This window comes from Pseudomonas sp. sp1636, assembly GCF_030376615.1.
In the GTDB taxonomy this organism is placed as follows: Bacteria; Pseudomonadota; Gammaproteobacteria; order Pseudomonadales; family Pseudomonadaceae; genus Aquipseudomonas.
The window spans coordinates 1-24,297 of record NZ_JARRAB010000002.1; the positions used below are offsets into that span (position 1 = coordinate 1).

General features: G+C 64.8%; 19 protein-coding genes. 12 read left to right on the plus strand and 7 right to left on the minus strand.

Going from position 1 to position 24,297, the window contains the following annotated elements; translation table 11 throughout:
* Nucleotides 1-134: 134 nt before the first annotated feature.
* On the minus strand, nucleotides 135-1,052 hold the full coding sequence (gene metR, locus P8H27_RS01695) for a transcriptional regulator MetR (RefSeq protein ID WP_289634892.1): 918 nt from the start codon (nucleotides 1,050-1,052) through the stop codon (nucleotides 135-137).
* Between the two features lie 177 nt (nucleotides 1,053-1,229).
* Between metR and metE the strand changes: the two genes are divergently transcribed.
* A complete protein-coding gene (gene metE / locus P8H27_RS01700) occupies nucleotides 1,230-3,521 on the plus strand; it encodes a 5-methyltetrahydropteroyltriglutamate--homocysteine S-methyltransferase (RefSeq protein ID WP_289634893.1) in 2,292 nt (763 codons plus the stop codon).
* A gap of 89 nt (nucleotides 3,522-3,610) precedes the next feature.
* Here the strand turns inward: metE and P8H27_RS01705 are convergent, their stop codons facing one another.
* Nucleotides 3,611-4,525: a LysR family transcriptional regulator gene (locus P8H27_RS01705; RefSeq protein ID WP_289634894.1), complete on the minus strand. Its 915-nt coding sequence runs from the start codon at nucleotides 4,523-4,525 to the stop codon at nucleotides 3,611-3,613.
* Nucleotides 4,526-4,677: 152 nt separating this feature from the next.
* Here P8H27_RS01705 and speB point away from each other — a divergent pair, with 152 nt between their 5' ends.
* The 9 genes from speB to P8H27_RS01750 all read left to right on the plus strand — a co-directional run bounded on the left by speB (nucleotide 4,678) and on the right by P8H27_RS01750 (nucleotide 15,969).
* Nucleotides 4,678-5,664 carry an agmatinase gene (gene speB / locus P8H27_RS01710; RefSeq protein WP_289634895.1) on the plus strand — a complete coding sequence of 329 codons (987 nt, stop codon included), beginning with the start codon at nucleotides 4,678-4,680 and terminating at the stop codon, nucleotides 5,662-5,664.
* Nucleotides 5,665-5,666: 2 nt separating this feature from the next.
* Complete coding sequence (locus P8H27_RS01715) at nucleotides 5,667-7,175, plus strand: aldehyde dehydrogenase (protein WP_289634896.1); 1,509 nt, start codon at nucleotides 5,667-5,669, stop codon at nucleotides 7,173-7,175.
* Nucleotides 7,176-7,254: 79 nt separating this feature from the next.
* The gene (locus P8H27_RS01720; RefSeq protein WP_289634897.1) at nucleotides 7,255-7,428 is read left to right on the plus strand and encodes a hypothetical protein; all 174 of its coding nucleotides are present in this window, start codon (nucleotides 7,255-7,257) and stop codon (nucleotides 7,426-7,428) included.
* A gap of 3 nt (nucleotides 7,429-7,431) precedes the next feature.
* Entirely contained in the window at nucleotides 7,432-8,910 is a 1,479-nt protein-coding gene (locus P8H27_RS01725; protein ID WP_289634898.1) for a cytosine permease, read from the plus strand.
* Complete coding sequence (gene betA / locus P8H27_RS01730) at nucleotides 8,903-10,588, plus strand: choline dehydrogenase (RefSeq protein WP_289634899.1); 1,686 nt, start codon at nucleotides 8,903-8,905, stop codon at nucleotides 10,586-10,588. The genes P8H27_RS01725 and betA overlap by 8 nt, the downstream gene beginning before the upstream one ends.
* A gap of 147 nt (nucleotides 10,589-10,735) precedes the next feature.
* A complete protein-coding gene (locus P8H27_RS01735; protein WP_289634900.1) occupies nucleotides 10,736-12,232 on the plus strand; it encodes a PLP-dependent aminotransferase family protein in 1,497 nt (498 codons plus the stop codon).
* Between the two features lie 147 nt (nucleotides 12,233-12,379).
* Nucleotides 12,380-13,453, plus strand: coding sequence for a sugar phosphate isomerase/epimerase family protein (locus tag P8H27_RS01740; RefSeq protein ID WP_374761314.1), 1,074 nt, complete (start codon nucleotides 12,380-12,382; stop codon nucleotides 13,451-13,453).
* Nucleotides 13,454-13,501: 48 nt separating this feature from the next.
* Complete coding sequence (locus tag P8H27_RS01745) at nucleotides 13,502-14,770, plus strand: MFS transporter (protein ID WP_289634902.1); 1,269 nt, start codon at nucleotides 13,502-13,504, stop codon at nucleotides 14,768-14,770.
* Between the two features lie 179 nt (nucleotides 14,771-14,949).
* Nucleotides 14,950-15,969: an alpha/beta fold hydrolase gene (locus P8H27_RS01750; RefSeq protein WP_289634903.1), complete on the plus strand. Its 1,020-nt coding sequence runs from the start codon at nucleotides 14,950-14,952 to the stop codon at nucleotides 15,967-15,969.
* Here the strand turns inward: P8H27_RS01750 and P8H27_RS01755 are convergent.
* From P8H27_RS01755 to P8H27_RS01775, 5 genes are all read right to left on the minus strand, one after another.
* Nucleotides 15,899-16,735, minus strand: a complete 837-nt coding sequence (locus tag P8H27_RS01755; protein ID WP_289634904.1) for an alpha/beta hydrolase — start codon at nucleotides 16,733-16,735, stop codon at nucleotides 15,899-15,901. The genes P8H27_RS01750 and P8H27_RS01755 overlap by 71 nt on opposite strands.
* Before the next feature lie 55 nt (nucleotides 16,736-16,790).
* Nucleotides 16,791-18,035, minus strand: a complete 1,245-nt coding sequence (locus tag P8H27_RS01760; protein WP_289634905.1) for an autotransporter outer membrane beta-barrel domain-containing protein — start codon at nucleotides 18,033-18,035, stop codon at nucleotides 16,791-16,793.
* Nucleotides 18,036-18,134: 99 nt separating this feature from the next.
* Nucleotides 18,135-19,541 (minus strand): hypothetical protein, encoded by a 1,407-nt coding sequence (locus tag P8H27_RS01765; RefSeq protein ID WP_289634906.1) that lies wholly within the window; start codon nucleotides 19,539-19,541, stop codon nucleotides 18,135-18,137.
* A 126-nt stretch (nucleotides 19,542-19,667) separates the two neighbouring features.
* Entirely contained in the window at nucleotides 19,668-21,206 is a 1,539-nt protein-coding gene (gene glpD / locus P8H27_RS01770; protein ID WP_289634907.1) for a glycerol-3-phosphate dehydrogenase, read from the minus strand.
* Nucleotides 21,207-21,327: 121 nt separating this feature from the next.
* On the minus strand, nucleotides 21,328-22,086 hold the full coding sequence (locus P8H27_RS01775) for a DeoR/GlpR family DNA-binding transcription regulator (RefSeq protein WP_289634908.1): 759 nt from the start codon (nucleotides 22,084-22,086) through the stop codon (nucleotides 21,328-21,330).
* A gap of 97 nt (nucleotides 22,087-22,183) precedes the next feature.
* Between P8H27_RS01775 and ybaK the strand changes: the two genes are divergently transcribed.
* A complete protein-coding gene (gene ybaK, locus P8H27_RS01780; protein ID WP_289634909.1) occupies nucleotides 22,184-22,654 on the plus strand; it encodes a Cys-tRNA(Pro) deacylase in 471 nt (156 codons plus the stop codon).
* Between the two features lie 66 nt (nucleotides 22,655-22,720).
* Nucleotides 22,721-24,208 carry a glycerol kinase GlpK gene (glpK, locus tag P8H27_RS01785; RefSeq protein WP_289634910.1) on the plus strand — a complete coding sequence of 496 codons (1,488 nt, stop codon included), beginning with the start codon at nucleotides 22,721-22,723 and terminating at the stop codon, nucleotides 24,206-24,208.
* Nucleotides 24,209-24,297: the final 89 nt, after the last annotated feature.

Below are 24,297 nucleotides of genomic sequence, written 5' to 3' on the forward strand. Positions count from 1 at the left end.
CTTGATGCGCAGGCGCAAGCTGTAGCCCGGATAAGCCACGGAACGAGGCGCAATCCGGGGCGCCGCGATCCCGGATTGCGCCAAGGCTTATTCGGGTTACGGATTGCGCGTGGTATTGGCCGCCAGCTGTGGGCTCAACGCGCCACGCTGACCCCCTCCAGGTTGGCGAAGGAGGTGTCCTTGGCGGTCAGCAGGAAGTCGCGCATATAGGGCGAGTCGAGCATGTCGCTGCGGATGCCGGCATACAGGGTGGCGAACAGGCCCTTGTCGCCCAGGCGCTTGGCCGTCACGTAGCCGCGCGAGCTGTACTCGTGCAGCGCCCAGTTGGGCAGGCCGCAAACGCCACGGCCGCTGGCCACCAGCTGCATCATCATCACCGTCAGCTCCGAGGTGCGTACTTGCGCCGGCTCGACGTCGGCCGGTTCCAGGAAGCGGGTGAAGATGTCCAGGCGGTCGCGCTCCACCGGGTAGGTGATCAGCGTCTCGTTGGCCAGATCCTCGGGCTGGATGAATGGCTTGCTGGCCAGCGGGTGCTGGTTGGCCACGGCGAGCATGGCCTCGTAGGTGAACAGCGGCACATAGGTGATGCCGGCCAGTTCCAGCGGGTCGCTGGTCACCACCAGATCCAGGTCGCCTCGGGCCAGCGCCGGCAGCGGGGCGAAGGAGAAGCCCGAGGCCAGATCCAGCTCCACCTCCGGCCAGGCGTCGCGGAACTGGTCGATGGTCGGCATCAGCCACTGGAAACAGCTGTGGCACTCGATGGCCATATGCAGGCGGCCGGCGGTGCCGCCGGCCAGCCGCGCCAGGTCGCGCTCGGCGCCGCGCAGCAGCGGCAGCACCGCATCGGTCAATTGCAGCAAACGCAGCCCGGCGCTGGTGAAGCGCACCGGCTTGGTCTTGCGCACGAATAACGGCATGCCCAGGCGCTCCTCCAGCTCCTTGAACTGGTGCGACAGCGCCGACTGGGTCAGGTGCAGGCGCTCGGCGGCGTCCACCAGGCTCTCGCTTTCGCGCAGGGCGTGCAGGGTTTTCAGGTGGCGCAGTTCGAGCATGGCAAACCTCGGTGTTTCATGGCGGTGCTTGGCGTAGGCGCGAGCAGGCCGCGGTTGCAGGCAATGGTGATCGGGTGATTATGAATGAAATGATAGTTCAATACAAAAATGCTGAGTTTGCCTCATGATGCGCGGCTGTCGACAATACCCGCCATCACTTGTATGGAGAGTTTCGACATGGCCCTGTCCCATTCCCTGGGTTTTCCGCGCATCGGCGCCGACCGTGAATTGAAGAAAGCCCTGGAGGCCCACTGGAAGGGCGAGCTGGACGACGCCGGCCTGCGGGCGGTCGGCCGTCAGTTGCGGGCCGCCCACTGGCAGCTACAGAAGGACGCCGGTATCGAGTTGCTGCCGGTCGGCGATTTCGCCTGGTACGACCAGGTGCTGAGCCATTCGCTGGCCTTCGGCGTGATCCCCGAGCGTTTCCGCCCGCAGAGCGGCAAGCCGAGTCTGGATACCCTGTTCGCCATGGCCCGTGGCGTCAGCCACAGCAGTTGTTGTGGCGCTGCCCATGCCCAGGAGCTGACCAAGTGGTTCGATACCAACTATCACTATCTGGTTCCGGAGTTCAGCGTCGATCAGCAGTTCCAGCTGAGCTGGGAGCAGTTGTTCGAGGAAGTCGAGGAGGCCCATTCCCTCGGCCACAAGGTCAAGCCGGTGCTGATCGGCCCGCTGACTTACCTGTGGCTGGGCAAGACCAAGGGAGGCGAATTCGAGCGCCTGGATCTGCTTGAGCGCCTGCTGCCGGTCTACGGCGAAATCCTCCAGCGTCTGGCCGCCCAGGGCGTCGAATGGGTGCAGATCGACGAGCCGATCCTGGCGCTCGACCTGCCGCAAGCCTGGAAGAATGCCTTCGAACGCGGCTACAACATTCTCCAGCGCGAGCCCGGCAAGAAGCTGATTGCCACCTACTTCGGTGGCCTGGAAGATAACCTCGGCCTGGCTGCCAACCTGCCGGTAGACGGTCTGCATATCGACCTGGTTCGCGCTCCCGAGCAGTTCCCGAGCATTCTCGACCGCTTGCCGACCTACAAGGTGCTGTCGCTCGGGGTGGTCAACGGGCGCAACGTCTGGCGCACCGACCTGGACAAGGCCCTGGCCATCCTGCAGCAGGCGCAGGAGCGCCTGGGCGAGCGTCTGTGGGTGGCGCCGAGCTGCTCGTTGCTGCACAGCCCGGTCGATCTGAACCTTGAAGACCAGCTCGACAGCGAGCTGAAGAGCTGGCTGGCCTTCGCCGTACAGAAGTGCGAGGAAGTCGCCGCACTGACCACTACCCTGAATGACCCGCAGAACGCCAAGGCGCAGGCCGCGTTGGCTGCAAGCCGCGCCGTGCAGGCCAGCCGCGCACAGTCGCCGCGTATCCACAAGCCGGCGGTGCAGGCCCGGTTGGCGGCGATTAGCGCGGCCGACAGCCGGCGTCAGTCGCCGTTCGTGCAGCGCATCGAGCGGCAGCGCGCGCGCCTGCAACTGCCGGCGCTGCCGACCACCACCATCGGCTCCTTCCCGCAGACTCCGGCGATTCGCCAGGCGCGCCAGGCATTCAAGCAGGGCAAGCTGTCGCCGGCCGAATACCGCGAGGCCATGCACGGCGAGATCCGCCACGCGGTCGAGGTGCAGGAAAACCTGGGCCTGGACGTGCTGGTGCACGGCGAGGCCGAACGCAACGACATGGTCGAGTACTTCGCCGAACAGCTCGACGGCTATGCCTTCAGCCGCTTCGGCTGGGTGCAGAGCTACGGCTCGCGCTGCGTCAAACCGGCGCTGATCTATGGCGACCTGAGCCGGCCGCAGCCGATGACGGTGGAGTGGATCCGCTACGCGCAGACCCTCACCGGCAAGGTGATGAAAGGCATGCTGACGGGGCCTGTGACCATGCTGCTGTGGTCGTTCCCGCGCGAAGATCTCAGCCGCGAGCAGCAGGCGCGGCAGCTGGCCCTGGCGATTCGCGACGAGGTGCAGGATCTGGAAGCGGCCGGGATCAAGATCGTGCAGATCGACGAAGCGGCCTTCCGCGAGGGCTTGCCGCTGCGCCAGGCCGGGTGGCAGGACTACCTGGACTGGGCCGCCGAGGCCTTCCGCCTGGCTGCCTGCGGCGTGCGCGACGACACCCAGATCCATACGCACATGTGCTACAGCGAGTTCAACGACGTGATCGAAGCCATCGCCGCCATGGACGCGGACGTGATCACCATCGAGACCTCGCGCTCGGACATGCAGCTGCTCGAGGCCTTCGAGGCCTTCAACTACCCCAACGATATCGGCCCCGGGGTCTACGACATCCATTCGCCACGGGTGCCGGACAGCGCCGAGATGGTCAAATTGCTGCGCAAGGCGGCACAACGCATCCCTGCCGCACGGCTGTGGGTCAACCCGGACTGCGGCCTGAAAACCCGCGCCTGGGCGGAGACCGAAGCGGCGCTGGTCAATATGGTCGCCGCGGCGCGGCAGTTGCGCGGCGAACTGGCTTGAGTGGGCCCAGGCCAATCAGTCAAAGGCGGCCCTAGGGTCGCCTTTGGCTTATAGGATCCAAGCCGTTGAGCACCGTCCGGTTCATGGCTTCAGGCGCGAGTGCCGGCACGCGAACAGACCGCGAGATCCTCGAGGAAGGCATGGAGAATCGGTGGCGGGGCCATGCCGCGCCGGGTGATCACGTCGAATGGCGATAGCGGCTGCAGCTGCTTCGCCGCCAGTTGGCGCATGTCAGCGGTCTTGACCCATTGCGCGGCGAAGTGCATGGGCAGGAAACCGATGTAAGCGCCGGAGATGATCAGGATGGCCAGGGCTTCGATGTTGTCCACCGTCGCCGCCGCCTTGCTCACGCCCAGTTGCTCCAGGTCGTAGTGCTGCATGTAGCCGCGGGCGACGGTGCGGCTCGCGCTGATTTCCTCGAGCAGCTTGGCGCCCTCGGCTCGGCTGCCGTACAGCGGGTGGCGACGCCCGCAATACAGCCCCAGCACCTCCTGGTAGAGCGCCGAGTAGGACAGGCCGGGCACATGGATGGGGAAGTGTCCCACCGCCAGGTGCAGGCGGCCGTCGAGCACGCGCTCTTCCAGTTCCGCCGGCGAACCGATATAGACGTTGAGATGGACGTCATGCCCACGGGAGACGAAGCGCTGGGTGGTGCGCGGTATGGGCGAGTCCGGGTCGCTGATGGTGCTGTCGATAATGCCCAGGTTGAGCTGGCCGCTGATGTGCTGCTTGAGCACGTCGGCGTCCACGCAGAAGTGTTCCACCGCCGCGAGCAGACGCAGGGTCGCCTCGTGCACCGCTACGCCTTGCTCGGTCAGGTGAAAGCCGCTGCGCCCGCGTTGGCAGAGTTTGACCCCGAGCCGGGTTTCCAGATGAGTCATCTGTTCGCTGATGGTCGACTGGCCGGCATTGAGCGCCGCCTGGGCCGCGGAAAAGCCGCCGCATTTGACGATGGTGGCAAAGACCCTGAGCAGTTTCAGGTCGACATCGTGCAGCTGGATCACCCAAACCTCCCGTTCGCGACACATCGGAAACACCGATATGAGTATCTGATGTTTGGCATTTTTTCCAGAAAAAACTGCGCCCATAGTCACTCCAACGGCGAATGCCTAGCCCTTCGCCACTCGCTAATAACAAGAGTTGGAGACGCCTGAACATGCCGAACAACAGTTACGAGTCCGGTCGCCTGAACCTGCCGTTCGTGGGCCATTGCACCTTCGCCAAGGCGCCGGTGTGCACCGATTGGGATGCGCTCGATGCGGATGTGGCCATCCTCGGCGCGCCCAACGACATGGGCACCCAGTGGCGTTCCGGCGCGCGCTTCGGGCCGCGCGGCATTCGCGAGGCCTCCACGCTGTTCTCCTTCGGCCACGCCGGCGCCTACGACCACGAAGATGACGTCATGTACCTGACCGCGTCGGATGTGCGCATGGTCGACGTCGGTGACGCCGATATCGTGCATACCGACATGGCCGCCAGCAACGCCAACACCGAGTACGCCGTGCGCAAGATTCTGGATGCCGGCGCCATGCCGGTGGTGCTGGGCGGCGACCACTCGATCCACGCCCCGGTGATCAAGGCGTTCGAGGGGCGCGGGCCGATCCATATCATCCACTTCGACGCGCACCTGGACTTCGTCGACGAGCGCCACGGCGTGCGCTACGGCCACGGCAACCCGCTGCGCCGCGCCTCGGAAATGGAGCACATCGTCGGCATGACCCAGATGGGCATCCGCAACGTGTCGTCGTCCAATCGCGACGACTATGAAGCCGCCCATGCCGCCGGCTCGAAGATTCTTTCGGTTCGCGATGTGCGGCGCCTCGGCAGCGAGGGCGTACTGGAGCTGATCCCGCAAGGCGTCAACTACTACATCACCGTCGACATCGATGGCTTCGACCCGTCCATCGCGCCCGGCACCGGCACCCCCAGCCATGGCGGCTTCCTCTACTACGAGGTGCTGGAAATCATCCAGGCGCTGGCCAAGCGCAGCCAGGGCAGGATCGTCGGCATGGACCTGGTCGAGGTCGCACCGGCCTACGATCCGGCCGGGGTCACCTCGATTCTGGCCGCGCAACTGTTGCTCAACAGCATCGGTTTTATCTTTCACGCTCGTGCCCGCGCGCGCGCCGCTCAGGAGGCATGACAGTGGACAGCATCGTTAAGCAGTACCTGCAGCAGTTCGGTATCTCCGAAGCCACCCAGGGGTTTCTGGCCAAGACGCAGAAGATGTTCATCGGCGGCGCCTGGGTGGAAGCCTCCGATGGCGGCAGCGCCGAGGTGATAGAGCCCTCCACCGAGGGTGTGCTCGGACGCATCCCGATGGGTACGGCAGATGATCTCGACCGCGCCGTGCAGGCTGCCCGCGCGCAGTTCGATGGCGGCGCCTGGCGCCTGCTCAAGCCGCTGGAGCGCGAGCGCCTGCTGCACCGTCTGGCCGATCTGATCGAAGCCAATGCCGACGAGCTGGCCGAGATCGAATCGATCGACATGGGCAAGTCGGTGGCCCAGGCCCGCGCCGTGGACATCCAGGGCAGCATCGACACCTTCCGCTACTTCGCCGGCTGGGCCAGCAAGATCCACGGGCGTACCGTCGAGCCGTCGCTGCCCGGCAACTACCTGGCCTATACGCGCAAGGAGCCGGTGGGCGTGGTCGGGGTCATAGTGCCGTGGAACTTCCCGCTGCAGACCATGGCCTGGAAACTCGGCGCCGCCCTGGCGGTCGGTTGCACCGTGGTGGTCAAACCGGCCGAGCTGACCTCGCTGTCGGCCCTGCGTTTCGCCGAACTGGTGCAGCAGGCCGGCATCCCCGACGGCGTGGTCAATATCGTCAGCGGGCGCGGCAGCGTGGTCGGTGCGGCCATGGCCAGCCATCCGGGCATCGACAAGCTGAGCTTCACCGGCTCGACCCCGGTCGGTTGCAGCGTGGGCAAGGCGGCCCTGGATCAGATGAAGCGCCTGACCCTGGAGCTGGGCGGCAAGTCGCCGGTGATCGTCTTCGCCGATGCCGACCTCAAGGCGGCCGCGCAGGCGGTGGCCAACGGCGTGTTTTTCAACTCCGGACAGGTTTGCGACGCCGGCACCCGGGCCTACATCCACCGCAGCATCTACGCCGAGTTCCTGGGCGAACTGGCCGCTTACACCGCCAGCCTGAAAATGGCGCCGGGCCTGGATGAGGATTGCTTCATCAGCCCGCTGGTGTCGCGCCAGCAGCAGGAGCGGGTGCTCGGCTACATCGCCGCCGGCAAGGCCGAGGGCGCCGAGCTCTATTACGGCGGCGCGGCCGTCGAGGGGCCTGGCTACTTCGTCCAGCCGACCATCTTCGCCAACTGCCGCAACGACATGCGCATCGTCCAGGAGGAGGTCTTCGGCCCGGTGCTGGTGACCGCACCCTTCGATGACGAGGAGGAGGCGCTGGCGCTGGCCAACGACTCGCCGTTCGGCCTGGCCGCCGCGCTCTACTGCAACGACCTCGGCCGGGTGCACAACCTGATTCCGCGGCTGCGCGCCGGCTCGGTGTACGTCAACGCGCACAGCACCATCGACCCGTGCATGCCCTTCGGCGGCTACAAACAGTCCGGCTATGGCAAGGATCTGGGCGCCGAACAACTCGATTACCTGCTGGAGACCAAGGCGGTGTGGATCACCCTGCCCTGAGCAGTAAGTAGCTACAAACGTCGGTATGCCGGATGCATCGCGTCGCTCATAACAACAAATCAGACGAGGTTATGCCCAGATGAACAGTCAAGCCGAACATGTAAGAGCGCAGGATCTGGAAAGGCGCATTGGCGTCTACGAGGAGATGGAGAAAGACGAGCAATGGCCGGGTGCGCTGAGCGCCATGGACTACATCGCTATCGGCCTGATGACGCTGGTACTGGTCGTCGGCTTCTACCTGTGGGGGTACTGAGTCATGGCCAAGCATGATGTCGACCACGGCCTCGAGGCCGAACGCGGCGATACCCCCCTGCTGCCCGCGGAACGCATGTGGGGCTTCTGGGAGTTCACTTACGCCAACTCGGCCCTGGCCATCGCCACCTGGGCCTTTCTGATCGGCGGCGCCACCGCGCTGTTCGTCGGCCCGCGCGAAGGCATCGCCGCCATCGTCATCGGCAACATCCTCGGGGTGTTGCTGGCGACTTTCTCGACCTGCGTGCCGTGCGGCAAGTACGGCACCGAGCAGTTCACCTTCCTGCGCAGCATGTTCGGCAGCAACGGCAGCCGGCTGGTCTATGTGCTGGCGGTGGTGTTCCTGACCATGGGCTGGCTGGCGGTGCTGGGGTTGATGTTCGGCCGCTCGATCGACGGCCTGAGCGGGCTGGTCTCGGAACACCAGACCGACCCGAACGGCTGGCTGGCGCTGGCTTCCGGTACCTTCGCCATCGTCCTGGCGGCGGTCGTGGTGGCCAAGGGGCCGACCTCGATCAAGGTGTTCAACACCATAGTCGCGCCGGCGTTGGTGGTCATCATGGGCGTGATGCTCTACCTGATCCTCAGCGAGCACTCGTTCGCCGAACTGCTGGCCTTGCCGGCCCTGGATGCGCCGTTCGACGACAAGCGCGTCAACTTCATGATCGCGGTGGAAGTGAACATGGCCGCCGGTTTCTCCTGGTGGCCCTACATCGGCAACCTGGCGCGGCTGTCGAAGAACCAGCGCACGGCGTTCTGGCCGAATGTCATCGGCATCTTCGGCGCCGCCGCACTGGGCGAGGTGGTCGGCCTGCTGGCGGCGGCCGCGCTCGGCAACAGCGATCCGACCGTGTGGATGACCCATATCGGCGGCATCGTCTTCGGCGTGATTGCCCTGGGCTTCGTGGCCTTCGCCAATGTCACCAGCATGATCAACATCCTCTATACCTCGATCGTCGGCCTGCGTCAGTTGGCCGGGAAAAAGCTGCGGGAAATGAGTTGGACGCTGCTGGTGGCGCTGTTCTGTGTGGTGCCGGCGCTGATCGTCTGCTTCGCCCCGGGTATCTACGACGGCTTCTTCATCTTCCTGGTGTGGACCTCGGCGTTGAACAGTGCCTTGGCCGGGATCGGCATCGCCGATTATTTCTTCCTGCGCCGCCAGCGCCTGAACCTGCGCCACCTGTACGCCGCCGAAGCGCAGTCGCCGTACCGCTACTGGAAGGGTTTCAACCCCATCGCCCTGACGGCGCTGGTCATCGGCTTCGTCGCCTACGTGGTGGTGTTCAATCCGCAGACTCTGGCCAATACCACGCTGTTCAGCTTCATCAGCGCCTCGCTGCCGTCCTGTCTGCTCGCCGGGATCGTCCACTACGGGCTGACCCGGCTGTTGGCCGAACGCCTGGGTTGGGGCGCCTACCCGAACCGCCACGCCGGCACGACCCGGATTCTCGACCTGGATTCGCGGAGTTACAGCAATGACTAAGCGTTATGACTACATCATCGTCGGTGCCGGCTCCGCCGGCTGCGTCTTGGCCAACCGCCTCAGCGAGGATCCCGCTACCTCGGTGCTGGTTCTGGAGTTCGGCGGCAGCGACCGCAGCGTGGTGATCCAGATGCCCAGCGCCTTCTCGATCCCGATGAACACCAAGAAGTACAACTGGCGCTATGAAACCGAGCCGGAACCCGGTCTCGACGGGCGCCGCGTGCACTGCCCGCGAGGCAAGGTGCTCGGCGGTTCCTCGTCGATCAACGGCCTGGTGTATATCCGTGGCCACGCCTACGACTTCGATGAATGGGAAGAACTCGGCGCGCGCGGCTGGGGCTATCGCCACTGCCTGCCGTACTTCAAGCGGGCCGAGAGCTACGAGGCCGGCGGCGACGCCTATCGCGGCGCTAGCGGCCCGCTCAGCACCACCAATGGCAACCATATGAGTAACCCGCTGTACCGAGCCTGGGTCGAGGCTGGGGCCGAGGCCGGTTATATCAAGACCGAGGACACCAACGGCTACATGCAGGAAGGCTTCGGCGCCATGCACATGACGGTCAAGGACGGCGTGCGTTGCTCCACCGCCAATGCCTACCTGCGCCCGGCTATGACGCGGCCGAACCTGACCGTGCTGACCGAGGCCATGACCCGGCGCATCCTCCTCGACGGCAAGCGCGCGGTGGGGGTGGAGTATGACCGGGGCGGCGCGACCCATAGCGTCCATTGCAACCGCGAAGTGCTGGTTGCATCCGGGCCGATCGGTTCGCCGCACCTGCTGCAGCGCTCCGGCATCGGCCCGCGCGAGGTGCTCGGGCAGGCCGGTATCGAGCTGCGCCACGAACTGCCGGGCGTGGGGGAGAACCTGCAGGATCACGCGGAGGTCTACATCCAGTTCGGCTGCAAGCAACCGCTGACCCTGAACAACAAGATGGATCCGCTGAGCAAGCTGCTGATCGGCCTGCGCTGGCTGTTGTTCAAGGACGGCCTGGGGGCGACCAACCACTTCGAGGCCGGCGGCTTCATCCGCTCCGAGCAGGGCCTGCGCTGGCCCGATATCCAATTCCACTTCCTCCCCGCGGCGATGCGCTACGACGGCAAGAAGCCGATCAAGGGTCACGGCTTCATGGTGCTGACCGGGCCGAACAAGCCCAAGAGCCGCGGTCACGTGCGCGCCCGTTCGGCCGATCCCTACGAGCATCCGCGGATTGTCTTCAACTACCTGGAGCGCGAGGAGGATCGCGCGGGCTTTCGCCGTTGCGTGCGCCTGACCCGCGAGATCATCGGCCAGCCGGCGATGGACGCCTTCCGCGACGGCGAGATCGCCCCCGGCCCGCAGGTCAGCAGCGATGCCGAGATCGACGCCTTCGTCCGCGCCAATCTGGAGAGCACCTATCACCCCTGCGGCACCTGCCGCATGGGCGAGGACGAGCTGGCGGTGGTCGACTCCGAGCTGCGCGTGCGCGGCCTGGAGGGGCTGCGGGTGATCGACTCTTCGGTGTTCCCGACCGAGCCGAACGGCAACCTCAATGCGCCGACCATCATGCTCGCCGAGCGCGCGTCCGATCTGTTGCGTGGGCGCGGGATGCTGCCGGCGGCGGAGGTGGAGGTCGGCCTGGCACCCAACTGGGAAACCGCGCAACGCAGCAAAGCACCGCTGCGGAATGTCAGGGGCTAGCAGCCTCGGGTTGTCTTGCCGATTTGCGCAGAGCCCCCGCCATTGGTGGGGGCTCTGCGCTTTGCTAACCTATGTGCGCTCGCGCCCGCCGCCAGGCTAGACGTGGCGGCGAGCACCGGTCATCAGCCCGCGTGAGGCGCACACTCCATGAAAGTTCCCGGCGGCATGCTGCTTGCCAGTATCGAGCTGAACCGTAGCGGCGCGGTGCCCCTGTATCGCCAGTTGTATCTGCAGATCCGCCAGCAGATTCTCAGCGGTCGCCTGCAGGGCGGTATGCGCCTGCCGTCGACGCGCACCCTGTGCACGGAGCTGGGTTTGTCGCGGATCACCATTCTCAATGCCTTCGACCAGCTGACCGCGGAAGGCTTCCTGGAGTCGCGCACCGGTGCCGGTACCTACGTCGGCGCCGAGTGGGGAGGCCGGGCCGCACCTGGCGACGAGCCACGTCAGGCGCCGCGCCTGTCCAGCCTCAGTCAGTCGCTGTTGTCCATGCGCAGCGACCATTTCAGCGGGATCAGCTACACGGCCTGGGAACCGGGTTGTCCGACCTCGTTCCTGCCCAGTCATGCGGCCTACGACGCCTTCCCGTTGCCGGTGTGGAAGCGTCTGCTGAGTCGCCACCTGCGCCAGCCGACCAAGGCCCTGCTCAATTACGGTGAATTGAAGGGGCAGCAGGCGCTACGCGAGGCGATTGCCGCCTACTTGTATGACGCGCGCGGCATCGACTGCAGTGCGCAACAGGTGGTGATAGTGTCGGGCGCCCAGCAGGCCTTCAACCTGCTGGGCATGCTCTTGCTCGACCCGCAGGACGGCGTGTGGATGGAGGATCCGGGGCATATCGCCGCGCGTATCGCCTTCCAGGCCCAGGGCTGCCGGATGGTGCCGCTGCGCATCGATGGCGAGGGCATGGACGTGCAGCAGGGGCTGCGCGAGTGCCCCAAGGCTCGCCTGGCCTTCACCACGCCCGCACGCCAGCACCCGCTCGGCACCACCATGAGCTATGCGCGGCGGCTCGAGCTGATCGAGTGGGCCGGGCGCGAGTCGGGCTGGATCATCGAGGACGATTGCGACAGCGAGTTCCGCTACCAGGGGCGCCCGCAGCCGGCGCTCTATGCCATGGATCGGCGGGCGCGGGTGATTCACGTCGGCACCTTCAGCAAGGTGCTGTTCCCGTCGCTGCGGCTGGGCTATGTGATTCTGCCGGAAGCACTGGTCGAGCCCTTCTGCGCCATGCGTGCGGTGATGGATCGCAGTCCGGCGACGCTGTTGCAGGCGGTCACCGCCGACTTTATGCGTGAGGGCTATTTCCTCGGCCACATCCGGCGGATGCGCGCCCTCTACCAGGCTCGCCAGGACTGCCTGCTGGCGGCGCTGCAGAGGCGCCTGGGCGGCTTTCTCGAGGTCAAACCGGTGGATGCCGGGATGCACCTGATCGGCTGGCTGGCGCCCGAGCTGGATGACGCGGCCGTCGCCGGCGGGCTGGCCAGCCAGCAGATCTATACCTATGCCCTGAGCGACTATTGCATCCAGCGTTACCTGCCGCCCGGGCTGCTGATCGGATTTGCCGGTACGCCCGAGGAACAGGCCGAAGACAAGGTTGAGGCCCTGGCTCGGGCTCTGCAGAACATGGGGCACAGGGTTTGACGTCAGGCCGAATGGCCGCCGTGCAGCTGTCGCGGGTGGCAGAAAGTGGTCTTAACAATTAGCTGATAATGGCTATATGGATAGTTCCATTCCCGCGCGATAAAGGCATCGCCGGTCAGCCCGGTGCCTACCCGAGGAATGAATCGAATGAACGCTATCCAAGCGCGTTTCCATGCGCTGCTGAGCCACAAGGCCGGCGATGACAATCCACCCCCGTTACTCACCCCGGCAGTGGCCGACAAGCTGCTCGAACGACTGGGCCAGCTGCGTCTGTTCGCCCATGCCTACCCGCTGCTGAGCAACCTCACCCAAGGTTGCCTCAAACCCGCCGACCTGCTTGATTTTGCCTACGCCCATGAGCTCCAAGGCGTGAGCCTGCACCTGCTCGACGGCGAGGAAAACAGCCTGGGCCGGATGAGCCAGGATCAGCTCCTGGCCTTTGCCGCCAAGGCCGAGACGCTGGGCCTCGATCTGCATCTGGAGATCAGCAGCACGCGCAAGGAGGACGTGGATCAGGTCGTGGCCATCGCCAAGACCCTGGGCGTGCGCAATATCCGCGTCTATTCGCGCTACGAGGGTCATCTCTCGCGGGTGCTGGATCTGATCGAAACCGACCTGCACTACCTCGCCGGCCAGGCCGATCAGCATGATCTGTTCTTCGACTTCGAGCAGCACGAGGAACTCAAGAGCGGCGAGATCGCCCAGTTGCTCGAGCGCCTGGCTCACCCGCGCCTGCATGCGCTGTTCGACTTCGGCAATATGATCAACGCCGGCGAACAGCCCCTCGCGGCCCTGCAGGGCCTGGCCGCGCATATCCGCCAGGTGCACCTGAAGGGGGTGCGCATCGTTGCCGAGCAGAATGGCTGCGGCCACTACGGCGTGCTGCAGGGCAGCGCCGACGACGACCTGCCCAGCCCGCGGATGATCTACGAACTGCTGATGCTGGGGGAGCGGGCGCCGCAGGTGGTCGCCTTCATCCTCGAGCAGGAAAATCACTACATCGCTCCGGCTTTCCGCCAGGCGGACGAGGCGCCAGACCCCTTCATTCCGTTCCGCGAGATGAGCGAGACGGCCCTGCCGCCCGGCTACACGGCGCAGCGGATGGCCGCCGACGAACGGCGTTGGGCGAACAATCAGATCCGTTACGTGCGCGGTCTGCTCGGCGAACTGACGATCCTGGCCGAACTGGCCCTGGCCGCAGCGTCGCCCGTTCAGGCCTGAAGCCAGACCGCGCGTGGCAACTACCCATTCTTACTGTGGAGAACAACAATGACAGCACAGGCCAAAGCCAAATGGCTCCGTTTTCTGATCCTCATCATCGGTGGGGGAACCATCTACAAACTGGCGAACCTGAAGGACGCCTTCTATGTGCCCATGCAGGAGTTCATGGGCCTGAGCCATACCGAGATCGGCACCCTGCTGAGTGCCAACGCGATCATCGCCACCGCCCTGTTCGTGGTCGGTGGCATGCTCGCCGACCGTTTCGACACCCGCAAGCTGATCCCCCTGGGGTTGATCGGCACCGGCGGTCTGGGGCTCTACCTGGCTACCTTCCCCGGCTTCAACATGCTCCTGATCGTGTTCAGCCTGTTTGCCATCTGCGCCGACTGCATCTACTGGCCGTCCTTGCTCAAGGCCATCCGCAACCTCGGCGATGACAACGAGCAGGGGCGTATGTTCGGCTTCCTCGAAGGCGGTCGTGGGGTGGTCGACACCCTGGTCGCGTTCTCCGCCCTGGGCGTATTCGTCGTCATGGGCTCCGGTGAAACGGGGCTGAAGTCGGCCATCGTGTTCTACTCGCTGATCGATATTCTCGCCGGCGTGCTCACCTGGTTCCTCCTCCGCAGCGGCGGCAAGACGCAGCCGGCGGTGGCGCAGAAAGCCGGCCTTTCCGGTCTGTTCGAGGCGGTGCGGGTGCCGGGCATCTGGCTGGTCAGCTTCAACGTGTTCATGGTCTACATCGTCTACTGCGGCCTGACCTATTTCATCCCCTACCTGAAGGACATGTACGAGTTGCCGGTGGCGCTGGTCGGCGCCTACGGGATCATCAATCAGTACTTCCTCAAGGTGTTGGGCGGGCCGGCGGGCGGCTACATGGCGGACAAGCGCCTGAAGAGTTCGAGTCGCTACCTGAAGTGGGCGTTCCTGGCGCTGCTGCCGACCATGGCGCTGATCATGCTGGTTCCCAAGGGCAACAGCTTCATCTATGCCGGCATGGCCGCCACGCTTTCCTTCGCCTTGATTGTCTTCACCATGCGCGGCGTGTTCTGGGCACCCATGAGCGAGGTGGGGATTGCCCCGCATATCACCGGCTCGGCCTTCGGTATCGGCTGCCTGATCGGCTATGCCCCCGGCATGTTCGCCTATGTCATCTACGGCTCGATCCTCGATCACTTCCCGGGGCAGCAGGGCTACGACTACGTGTTCTCCTTGATGAGCATCCTGGCGGTGATCGGCTTCATGGTTTCCAGTCTGTTGTATCGCTCCGTGCAGAAGCAGGCACAGCTTCCTTGCGCCGATGCCCTGCCGCAGACTTGAAGACTGCGCCTCGGGCACATTGACCGGTAGGCTGAAAGTGGATTTCGGCCTACCGGTGTTAGTGACCGGATAAGCACCGCCTGGCAGGATTCATCAAATTGTCACTGTTGTGTGGCAGCGCGCTCGTCGGGATATCAGCAAACTCACGTCTCAATGGGCTTCTGCGTTTCGGTGTTTGCGTGCGTGCGTTAATTGTTGTCCTTGTGCTGTTTTGCGCTCTGCCGGCAACGGCCGCCGAACGTTGCGACGTCCGGGTGCCGACCGCCAAGGTTGCGCTGGGCGAGGTGCAACTGGCCTACCAAAGCATCGGTCGCGCCAGCGATCCGGCCTTGCTACTGGTCATGGGCCTCGGCGGCCAGCTGATCCACTGGCCGGACGAGGTGGTCGCGCGCCTGTGCCTACAGGGATTTCGGGTGATTCGTTTCGATAATCGCGATGTCGGCCTGAGCACCTGGAAGCAAACGCCGCCACCGGCCGGTCTCGCCTACGAAGCGTTGCGCTACCGGCTCGGCCTGTCGGTGTCGGCACCTTACCGGCTGCGCGACATGGCCGGCGATGCCCTGGGGCTGATGGACGCCCTGGGCGTACGCCGCTTCCATGTGCTCGGCGCCAGCATGGGCGGGATGATCGCCCAGCACCTGGCCGACCTGGCACCCGAACGGATACGGAGCCTGACCCTGATCATGACCAGCTCCGGTGCCCAGGGTTTGCCGGCACCCAGCCCGGCGCTGCTGGCTTTGCTGAGCAAGCGCGAGGCGCCGAGTCGTGCGGTGGCGTTGGAGCAGCAGGCCGACCTGCTCGCCGCCCTCGGCAGCCCGGCGATCAGCGACGAGCGGGCGGCGCTGTTGCAGCAGGCCGAGATCGCCTACGACCGCGCCTTCAATCCCGAGGGCGTGCAGCGTCAGTTGCTGGCGATACTTGCCGAACCGAGCCGGCTCGAGTTGCTCGATCGCCTGCGCGTACCGACCCTGGTGGTGCACGGCACCGCCGACCCGCTGCTGCCGGCGATGCACGGGGTGCATGTCGCCGCGCATATCCAGGGGGCGGAGCTCAAACTGATCCCGGGCCTGGCCCATCGTTTTCAGGACGCGTTCAAGGAGCCACTGCTGGCGGCGGTGTTGCCGCATCTCAAGGCGAACCTGCGCGGTGACGCTCGGCTCGCCCGTTCGCCTGCCGCCGAGTTGTCTTACATTCGATAGGCCGGTTGCGCCAGTGTCGCCAGCGTTCGAGCCAGCCTGCGTGGTGGTCAACCCCGGCCAGTCGCTGCAGCTCCAGGCAGTCGGCGGAACCTAGGTGCGCGGCGTATTCCTCCAGCACGCTGGCCGGCATCACCTGGTCATCGCTGCCGGCCAGGTGGCGTTGCGGCAAGGCGCGCAGGCGCTCGGCGAAATCCAGTGGCTCCAGTGAACCGTGCAACGGCTCCAGTTCGAGTCGTTGCGCCCAGCGTCGCGGGCTGAGATTGCCGGCCAGCGTCTGCACCTGGGCGATATCGTCGCGTGCGGCCGCGAGCAGCAAGGCCAGGGCGCCACCGCCGGAGTAGCCGATCAGCTCGAAGTCGCGATTGCCGTGGCGCCGCTGCAGTTGATCGAGCGCCTCGCTCAGGCTGGCGACGATCTCCTGGGAGAAACGCCGCTGCGTCCAATACTGCGGCGCGCAGCCGGGAGAGCGGACGAACTGGCAGGGACGCGCCAGGTAGACGCTGGGGCGTGGGTCGCTCAGTGCCAGACGGGCCAGCAGTAGATCGTCCGGGGTCGGATCCAGGCTCGGTTGGGTGGCGGTGATCCAGGCTCGGCCGTCGCCCTCCAGATAGACCCGCAACCGGCTGTCCGGCTGCGGCGCGTTGGGCAAGGCAACTTGCAAATCGAACTGGCTGGTCGGCAGGCTGGCCAGTCGATGATCCTGTTGTCGGGCCAGCTCTTCCAGGCGAGCCGCGGGGGAGGCACAGCCGTTCAGGGTTGCGAGCAAGCCAACAAGGCTAAGCCCGGCCCGCGTGCGCGGGCCGGGGTACAGGGCGGACAGCTTAAAAATCGTAGCGAACCCTGGCCTGCACGGTGTCGGCGGAGTAATCCGCCTTGCTCAGGTAGTCGTAGCCGACTCCGAGACTGACCGCACCGAGGTGGTAGCCCAATCCCAGGCTGGCCTGGTAACTGTCGCGGGCGGGCTTGGCGCCGCTGGTGACGAAAGGCGTGCCGCCGACCACGAAGGCGCTGGTGCTGCTGACCTGATCGGCGATCAGGTCGTGGTAGGCCATCAGCTTGGCTTCCGGTTCCAGGCGGCCCTGGCCGGCGGCGAAGTTACCGGCCAGGCGCACGCCGGCGCCGATCTCGCCCACCTCGTAACGCTGGTCGCCGACCGCCAGCGCGGCGGCCGAGCCCTGCTCGCGGAAGCCGTCGATCTGCACGTTGCTGTAGCGCGCCGCCATGCGCGGCTCCAGCAGCAGACCCTGGCCCAGGTCGAAGCCATAGCCGCCGAGCAGGTTGAGGCCCAACAGCTGGCTGTCGTAGTCGCCCTCGGCGCGGGTGCCGGCGATATAGCGTCTGCTTTCGTTGTCGCTGCGGCCATAGGTCAGGCCGGCGTCGGCGAACCAGGCGCCTTGTTCGAAACCGCCGTAGAGGGTCAGGGCATGGCCGTCGATAGCGGTCTTGTTGCCGCTCTGGCTGTGCACGTCGCTGGTCAGGTAGCTGTAAGCCAGGCCGAGGGTGGTTTGCCCATTCAGCTTGCCGTCCACACCGACGGCGATGCCCCGGCTGTCGGCGTCATAGCCGGGGATTCCGCTACGTTCGCCCTGGTCGGCATCGCTGTTCAGTGCCTGCACCCAGGCGCCGGTCTGGCTCAGGCCGGCGCCGGAGGACAGGCCCCGACGCAGGCTGGCGCTGCGCCCTTGCAGCACGTTGCCGAGCAGGTTCTGGTTGCTGGCGGCGGTCTGGCCGGCAGCGCCGTTGACCTCGGGGGCGAGCTGCTCGGCCAGGCGTACCAGCGCTTCGTCGTTGCTGCCGACGGTGGCCTCGAACAGCGGATCGTCGTTGCTCAAGCTGCCCAGGGTGGCGCCGTAGAAGGCGCTGAAGGCGGGTAGCAGATGAGGCTGGGCGCCGTGTTCGCTCAGGTAGGCGCCGACCTGCTGGTTGCTCAGGCTTTTGACTACGGCGGTGACTTGGGTGTCGGTCACTTCGTAGCGTTCGATCTGTAGCAGGTCGGACGGGCTGGTGACCTGGAGGCTTGTGCCGTAAGAGCTGCCTTGGTCTTCGATCCGGGCGGCAGAGATCAACACATACTCGCGTAGCGGCAGGCCGCGGAAGTCTTCCGCGGCGGGCTTCAGGCGTATTTGGTTAGGGCCAAAGTAGCCAAACAGTGCGTCACCGCTGACTTAGAGAATGGCGCGGCGTGGGTCGGTCTGGCTGTGAAGGTTGAGGTCGAGGCTGCTATTACTCAGGCTCAGATTGCCTTCAAGACGTGTATGGGGTTGTCCTAGCTCAAGCGATGATACCCAGAGGGTAGGGCTTTGGATCAGCCGGCCATTGAACAGCGCATCGCCTGAGGCATGTATTTCGCTAAGCCCTAGCAGATCGCCGCGAATCTCACCCCCCTCGAAGTTCAGCAGGACATTTCCATCCCCCTTGATGGCGGCCTCTTCACCTGCAATCAGGCCTGTCCACATATCGACTTGCAGCCAGGAAAAAGCGGGGTCGTGGTTCGCTGGAGAAGTGAGCGCCTCGATTGCAATACCGTCGGCCTGGAGGGTGCCGATGTTGATCAGCTGTAGCCCATAAAAGACAGCAGGATCATCTGGGTAGCCACTACCAAGCCTAATGGCGCGACTGTCCTCGCCTGCGGCTGATATTTTGCCGAAGTTGGCCACAATAGACAGGTTCTGTGGGTGGTCGATATGGACGCCGACGCTTCCGCGGCCTTCGCTCTCGATGATCCCGTGGTTAGTGAGCGAAGTGGGGGCGTCGAGTAGACCGCCAATGTCGATTGATAGACCACGGCTGTTTTCACCCCTGGCGCTGATCAGGCCACCTTCCAGGTTGCCGACTGCCTGGGCCGAGCTGCCACTCTCCAGTGAGATAGCAGTGCTGGATGCGCCAATGGCTTCGATGTGACCGCTGTTCTGCAAATATCCGGAGACTATTGCTGCGGACAGTTCAATACCCTTGGCACTCAAACCCTCGGCTCGAATATTTCCGTTATTGGTCAAATCTTGTGAAACATGAGCTGTTGAGGAAAGACTGACTCCGGTTGCTCCGATCCCGCTGGCGCGGATGTTGCCGGTATTGTTCATCCCTCCAGAATAAATGCTGGCTAGATTACTGAGCCGGATACCGGCGGCGTTAGTACCGTTGCTGGCGATGTCCCCTGAGTTATTCAGATCGCCGGAGAAGAGGATGGCTGCGTTGCCAAGAAAAATCCCGCTGGAGTTTCCACCGCTCGCGCTGATCTGTCCTCCGTTAGTTAGATCGCCCATCATTACCTCCATTCCGAAGAGCGGATGAGGAATACTGGAACCACTCAAGGCCAGGGTTTTCGCCTGTTCGCCGGAGGCATTTAAAGTGGCTAGATTGGTGGTGCTCGGAAAGATGCTGTAACCGCTTGAGTTCAGATCAACCGCATAATCCTCGCCAGACGCATGGCCGGTGATAGTCAGGGGGGCCGAGTAGTCGTTTGAATAGAGCCTGGTCTGCGATCCAGTCAAATTCACAGCGTCGGCGAACAGCGGTTGGGAAGTGGCTATCGCCAGTGCGAGCAGGGTCTTGCGCAAATACGGATGGGCCACGGTCTACTCCTTTGGTTGGCCTTAGGGGCACAAGGAGCTTGTGGGGGATCCCGAGAAATGGGTGCCCGGCTTCCCTGCCTGGCGCGTATATTAATGGCTAATGGGCATCACACAAGCGTCAACCCCTCAGGCCATATGTTCCGCCAGCTTGCGCGGATGCTCGGCGGCCAAATAGGCCTCCAGCCGCGCCTGCTGCGCCGGCGTCGTGAACAAGCCCAGCTTGCTCCGCCGCCAGAGGATATCGGCGGCCTCGATGGCCCATTCCTCTCGGCACAGGTAATCCACTTCACGGGTATAGAGTCCGCCACCGAGGTGTTCGCCGAGGTCGCTCTGCTGTTGCACGCCCTCGAGCAGCAGCCAGCTGCGGCTGCCGTAGCAACTGGCCCAGCGGCGGGCGAGGGCGGTCGGCAACCAGCCGCAGCGGGCGCACAAGGCTGCGACCAGGGCGCTTTGGCTTTCCAGGTTTTCCGCGCCGGGAAGCGGGGCGCTGGCCGTCCAGCTCGGCTTCATCTTCGGGAAGTTGGGTGCCAATTGCGCCAGCGCCGACTCCGCCAGTTTGCGGTAGGTGGTCAGCTTGCCGCCGAACACCGAGAGCAACGGCGCCTCGCCCGGCTGGCCAGACAGCGCCAGGGTGTAGTCGCGGGTCACGGCGGAGGGTTGGTCGGATTCGTCGTCGCACAGCGGCCGCACCCCGGCGAAGCTGTGCAGGATGTCGGCACGGCTCAGTTGCCGTTTGAAGTGGGCGTTGACCACCTGCAGCAGGTAGGCGGTTTCCTCATCGCTGATCGCCACCTTGTCCGGGTCGCCGGTGTATTCGCGGTCGGTGGTGCCGATCAGGGTGAAGCGGTCGAGGTAGGGGATGGCGAAGACGATGCGGCGATCCTCGTTCTGCAGGATATAGGCCTGTTCGCCGTCGAACAGCTTCGGCACGATGATATGGCTGCCCTGGATCAGGCGAATGCCATAGGGCGCATCCTGCTTCAGGTCTTCGCGGATAAAGCGCGCCACCCAGGGGCCGGCGGCATTGACCAGGGCGCGGGCGCGGATCGAGTAGCGGCTGCCATCGGCGCGCTCCAGGTGGATATGCCACAAGCCTTTGCTGCGCCGGGCGCGGACGCAGCGGGTGCGGGTATGCACATGGGCGCCTTGTTCGCGCGCAGCCATGGCGTTGAGCACGACCAGGCGGGCGTCATCGACCCAGCAGTCGGAGTATTCGAAACCGCGGGTGATCTCGGCCTTCAGCGGGCTGTCCGCGCCGAAGCTCAGGCTGCGCGAGCCCGGCAGCTTCTCGCGCTTGCCCAGGTGGTCGTAGAGGAACAGGCCGGCGCGAATCATCCAGGCCGGGCGCAGGTGCGGCCGGTGCGGCAGGATGAAACGCATGGGTTTGACGATATGCGGGGCCTTGGCCAGCAGCACTTCGCGCTCGGCCAGGGCTTCGCGCACCAGGCGGAATTCGTAATGTTCGAGGTAGCGCAGGCCGCCGTGGATCAGCTTGCTGCTGGCCGAGGAGGTGTGCGCGGCCAGGTCGTCCTTTTCGCAAAGGAACACCGACAGGCCGCGACCGGCCGCATCGGCAGCGATGCCGACGCCATTGATGCCGCCACCCACGACCGCCAGGTCGTAGACTTCGGCGAGGGGGGCGGCAGAGTTTGGGCGAGTAGGCATGGCGGCACCGTAAAGTCGAAAGTGAACTTGTTGATGTTCAGTTTCGAAAATATGCTAGTCGAATATGCCCAGCCACGCCAGCCCCAAGCGCACTTTCGTGCCGAGTGGTTGTTGAGTGGTCTCAGGCCAGATCCAGGTGCACCTTGTTCGTGGCGAGCAGGTGGCCGATCGCTGGCGAAGGCGCGGCGTCGGTGAACACCCGGTCGACCAGGGTGATCGAGCCCAGGCGCACCACGGCGTTGCGGCCGAATTTGCTCGAGTCGGCGGCGAGAAAGACTTGCCGGGCGTTGTGGATGATCGCCTGGGAAACCCGCACTTCCTGGTAGTCGAAGTCGAGCAGGCTGCCGTCCTCATCGATGCCGCTGATGCCGACCAGGGCGAAGTCGACCTTGAACTGCTGGATGAAGTCCACCGTCGACTGGCCGACGATGCCGCCGTCGCTGCGCACCGTGCCGCCTGCCAGCAAAACCTCGAAATCGGCCTTGGCGCTGAGCTGGGCGGCGACATGCAGGTTGTTGGTGATGATCTTCAAACCCTTGCGTTTGAGCAGCGCACGGGCAATCGCCTCGGTGGTGGTGCCGATGTTGATGAACAGCGAGGCGTGGTCGGGGATGTGTGCGGCTATGGCCTCGGCGATACGCTGCTTCTCCTCGCGCATCTGCCCGGCGCGCATGGTATAGGCGGTGTTCTGGGTGCTTGAGGCTTCGCTTGCCGCGCCGCCATGGGTGCGCCGCAGCAGACCCTGCTCGGCCAACTGGTTGATGTCGCGGCGAATGGTTTGGGGGGTGACGGCAAACGCCTGGGCCAGTTCGTCGATACTGACGTAGCCACGCTCGCGGGCGAGGGTGAGGATGTCATGTTGGCGCGGCGCCAGGGTCATGGGCGGGATCCTTGTTTTGTGCAGCATTATAGGCTGTCGTTGGGCAAATTTTCGGCTAAGGTACGCGGACTTGGCCAAACTATTTTCACAAACGAACATGACGCCCGCTATCGATCTCTTGAAAAAGCATAAGGCTGCGCATCAGGTGCACAGCTACAGCCACGATCCGAAAGCCGCTTCCTATGGTTTGGAGGCGGCAGAGAAGCTTAACTTGCAACCGGCGCGCGTGTTCAAGACGCTGCTGGTGGCCAGTGAGAAAGCCGAACTGCTGGTCGCCGTGGTGCCGGTTGCCGGTAGCCTCGATCTGAAAGCCCTGGCGCAGGCCGCCGGAGTGAAGAAGGTCGACATGGCCGAACCCAATGCCGCGCAGCGTGCCACCGGCTATCTGCTCGGTGGCATCAGCCCGTTGGGGCAGAAAAAGCGTTTGCGCACCTTTATCGACGAGTCGGCGCAGCAGTATCCAAGCATCTTCGTCAGCGCCGGGCGGCGCGGGCTGGAGGTGGAGCTGGCGGCTGCGGTGTTGGCGCAACTGACCCAGGCGCAATTCGCAGCCCTCGGGCGGCCATGAGCGGCGCCGGTACGCAACCCGGTATTCCGTCATCTGACCCATACGCATAACAACAAGGAAAGCCACATGTCCGACTACCTGCTCGCAATCGACCAAGGCACCACCAGCAGCCGTGCCATTGTCTTCAATGCCCAGGGCTTGCCGGTGGCGCGGGCGCAGCAGGAGTTCCGGCAGTACTTTCCGCAGGACGGTTGGGTCGAGCACGACGCGGAGGAGATCTGGCAGAGCACCTTGCAGGTTTGCCGCGCGGCGTTGCTTCAGGGCGATCTTGAGGCCAGTCAGATCACCGCCATCGGCATCACCAATCAGCGTGAGACCACTCTGGTGTGGGACGCCGTCAGCGGTGCGCCTATCCATCCGGCCATCGTCTGGCAAGACCGGCGCACCGCCGATTATTGCGCCGAGCTGAAAGCCGCCGGCCATGAGGCCGCGGTGGCGGCCAAGACCGGCCTGCTGATCGATCCGTATTTCTCCGGTACCAAGTTGCGCTGGATCCTCAATAACGTGGCCGGCGCGCGCGCGCGGGCCGAGCGCGGCGAGCTGCGCTTCGGTACGGTGGACAGCTTCCTGTTGTGGCGCCTGACCGGCGGCAAGTCGCACAAGACCGATGCAACCAATGCCTCGCGCACCCTGCTGTTCAATATCCACACCCAGCAGTGGGATGCCGAGTTGCTCGAGCTGTTGGAGATTCCGCCCAGCCTGCTGCCCGAGGTGCTCGATTGCGCCGCCGACTTCGGCACCGTCGAGGCCGAACTGCTCGGCGCGTCTATTCCGGTGCTGGGCATGGCCGGCGATCAGCAGGCCGCGCTGATCGGCCAGGCCTGCTTCCAGCCGGGCATGGTCAAGAGCACCTACGGCACCGGTTGTTTCATGATCCAGAACACCGGCGCCGCCCCGGTGGCCTCGAAGAATCGCCTGCTCACCACCGTCGGTTATCGTCTGGATGGCAAGGTCACCTATGCGGTGGAAGGCAGTATCTTCGTCGCGGGCGCGGCGGTGCAGTGGCTGCGCGACGGCATCAAACTGATCAGCCATGCGCGTGACAGCGAGGCCCTGGCCGAACAGACCGGCGATGCCTGCGGGGTATACCTGGTGCCGGCGTTCACCGGCCTGGGTGCGCCTTATTGGGATCCGAAGGCACGCGGCGCGATCTTCGGCTTGACCCGCGATACCGGAATCAAGGAGATCGTCACCGCCGGCCTGCAATCGGTCTGCTACCAGACCCGCGACCTGCTCGAAGCCATGCGCCAGGACGGCGCCGCCGAGCCGAGCGCGCTGCGGGTGGATGGCGGCATGGTGGAGAACAACTGGGTGATGCAGTTTCTCGCCGACATTCTCGGGGTGCCGGTCGAGCGTCCCGAAGTGACCGAAACCACGGCCCTGGGCGTGGCCTATCTGGCCGGCCTCAAGGCGGGCGTCTACCGCGACCTCGACGAGATCGCCGGGCATTGGCAGCGCCAGCAACGTTTCGAGCCGCGCATGTGCCAGGAGCACCGCAGCAAGCTTTACCATGGCTGGCTGGATGCCGTGCAGCGGGTGCGCAGCGAGGGTTGATCGGGGCTGGCGCCTGGCTTGTGTGGGCGCGGATTTATCCGCGGATTGCGCGGCCGAAGCCGCTCCTGCGAGAAGCGCCTCGCGCCGGC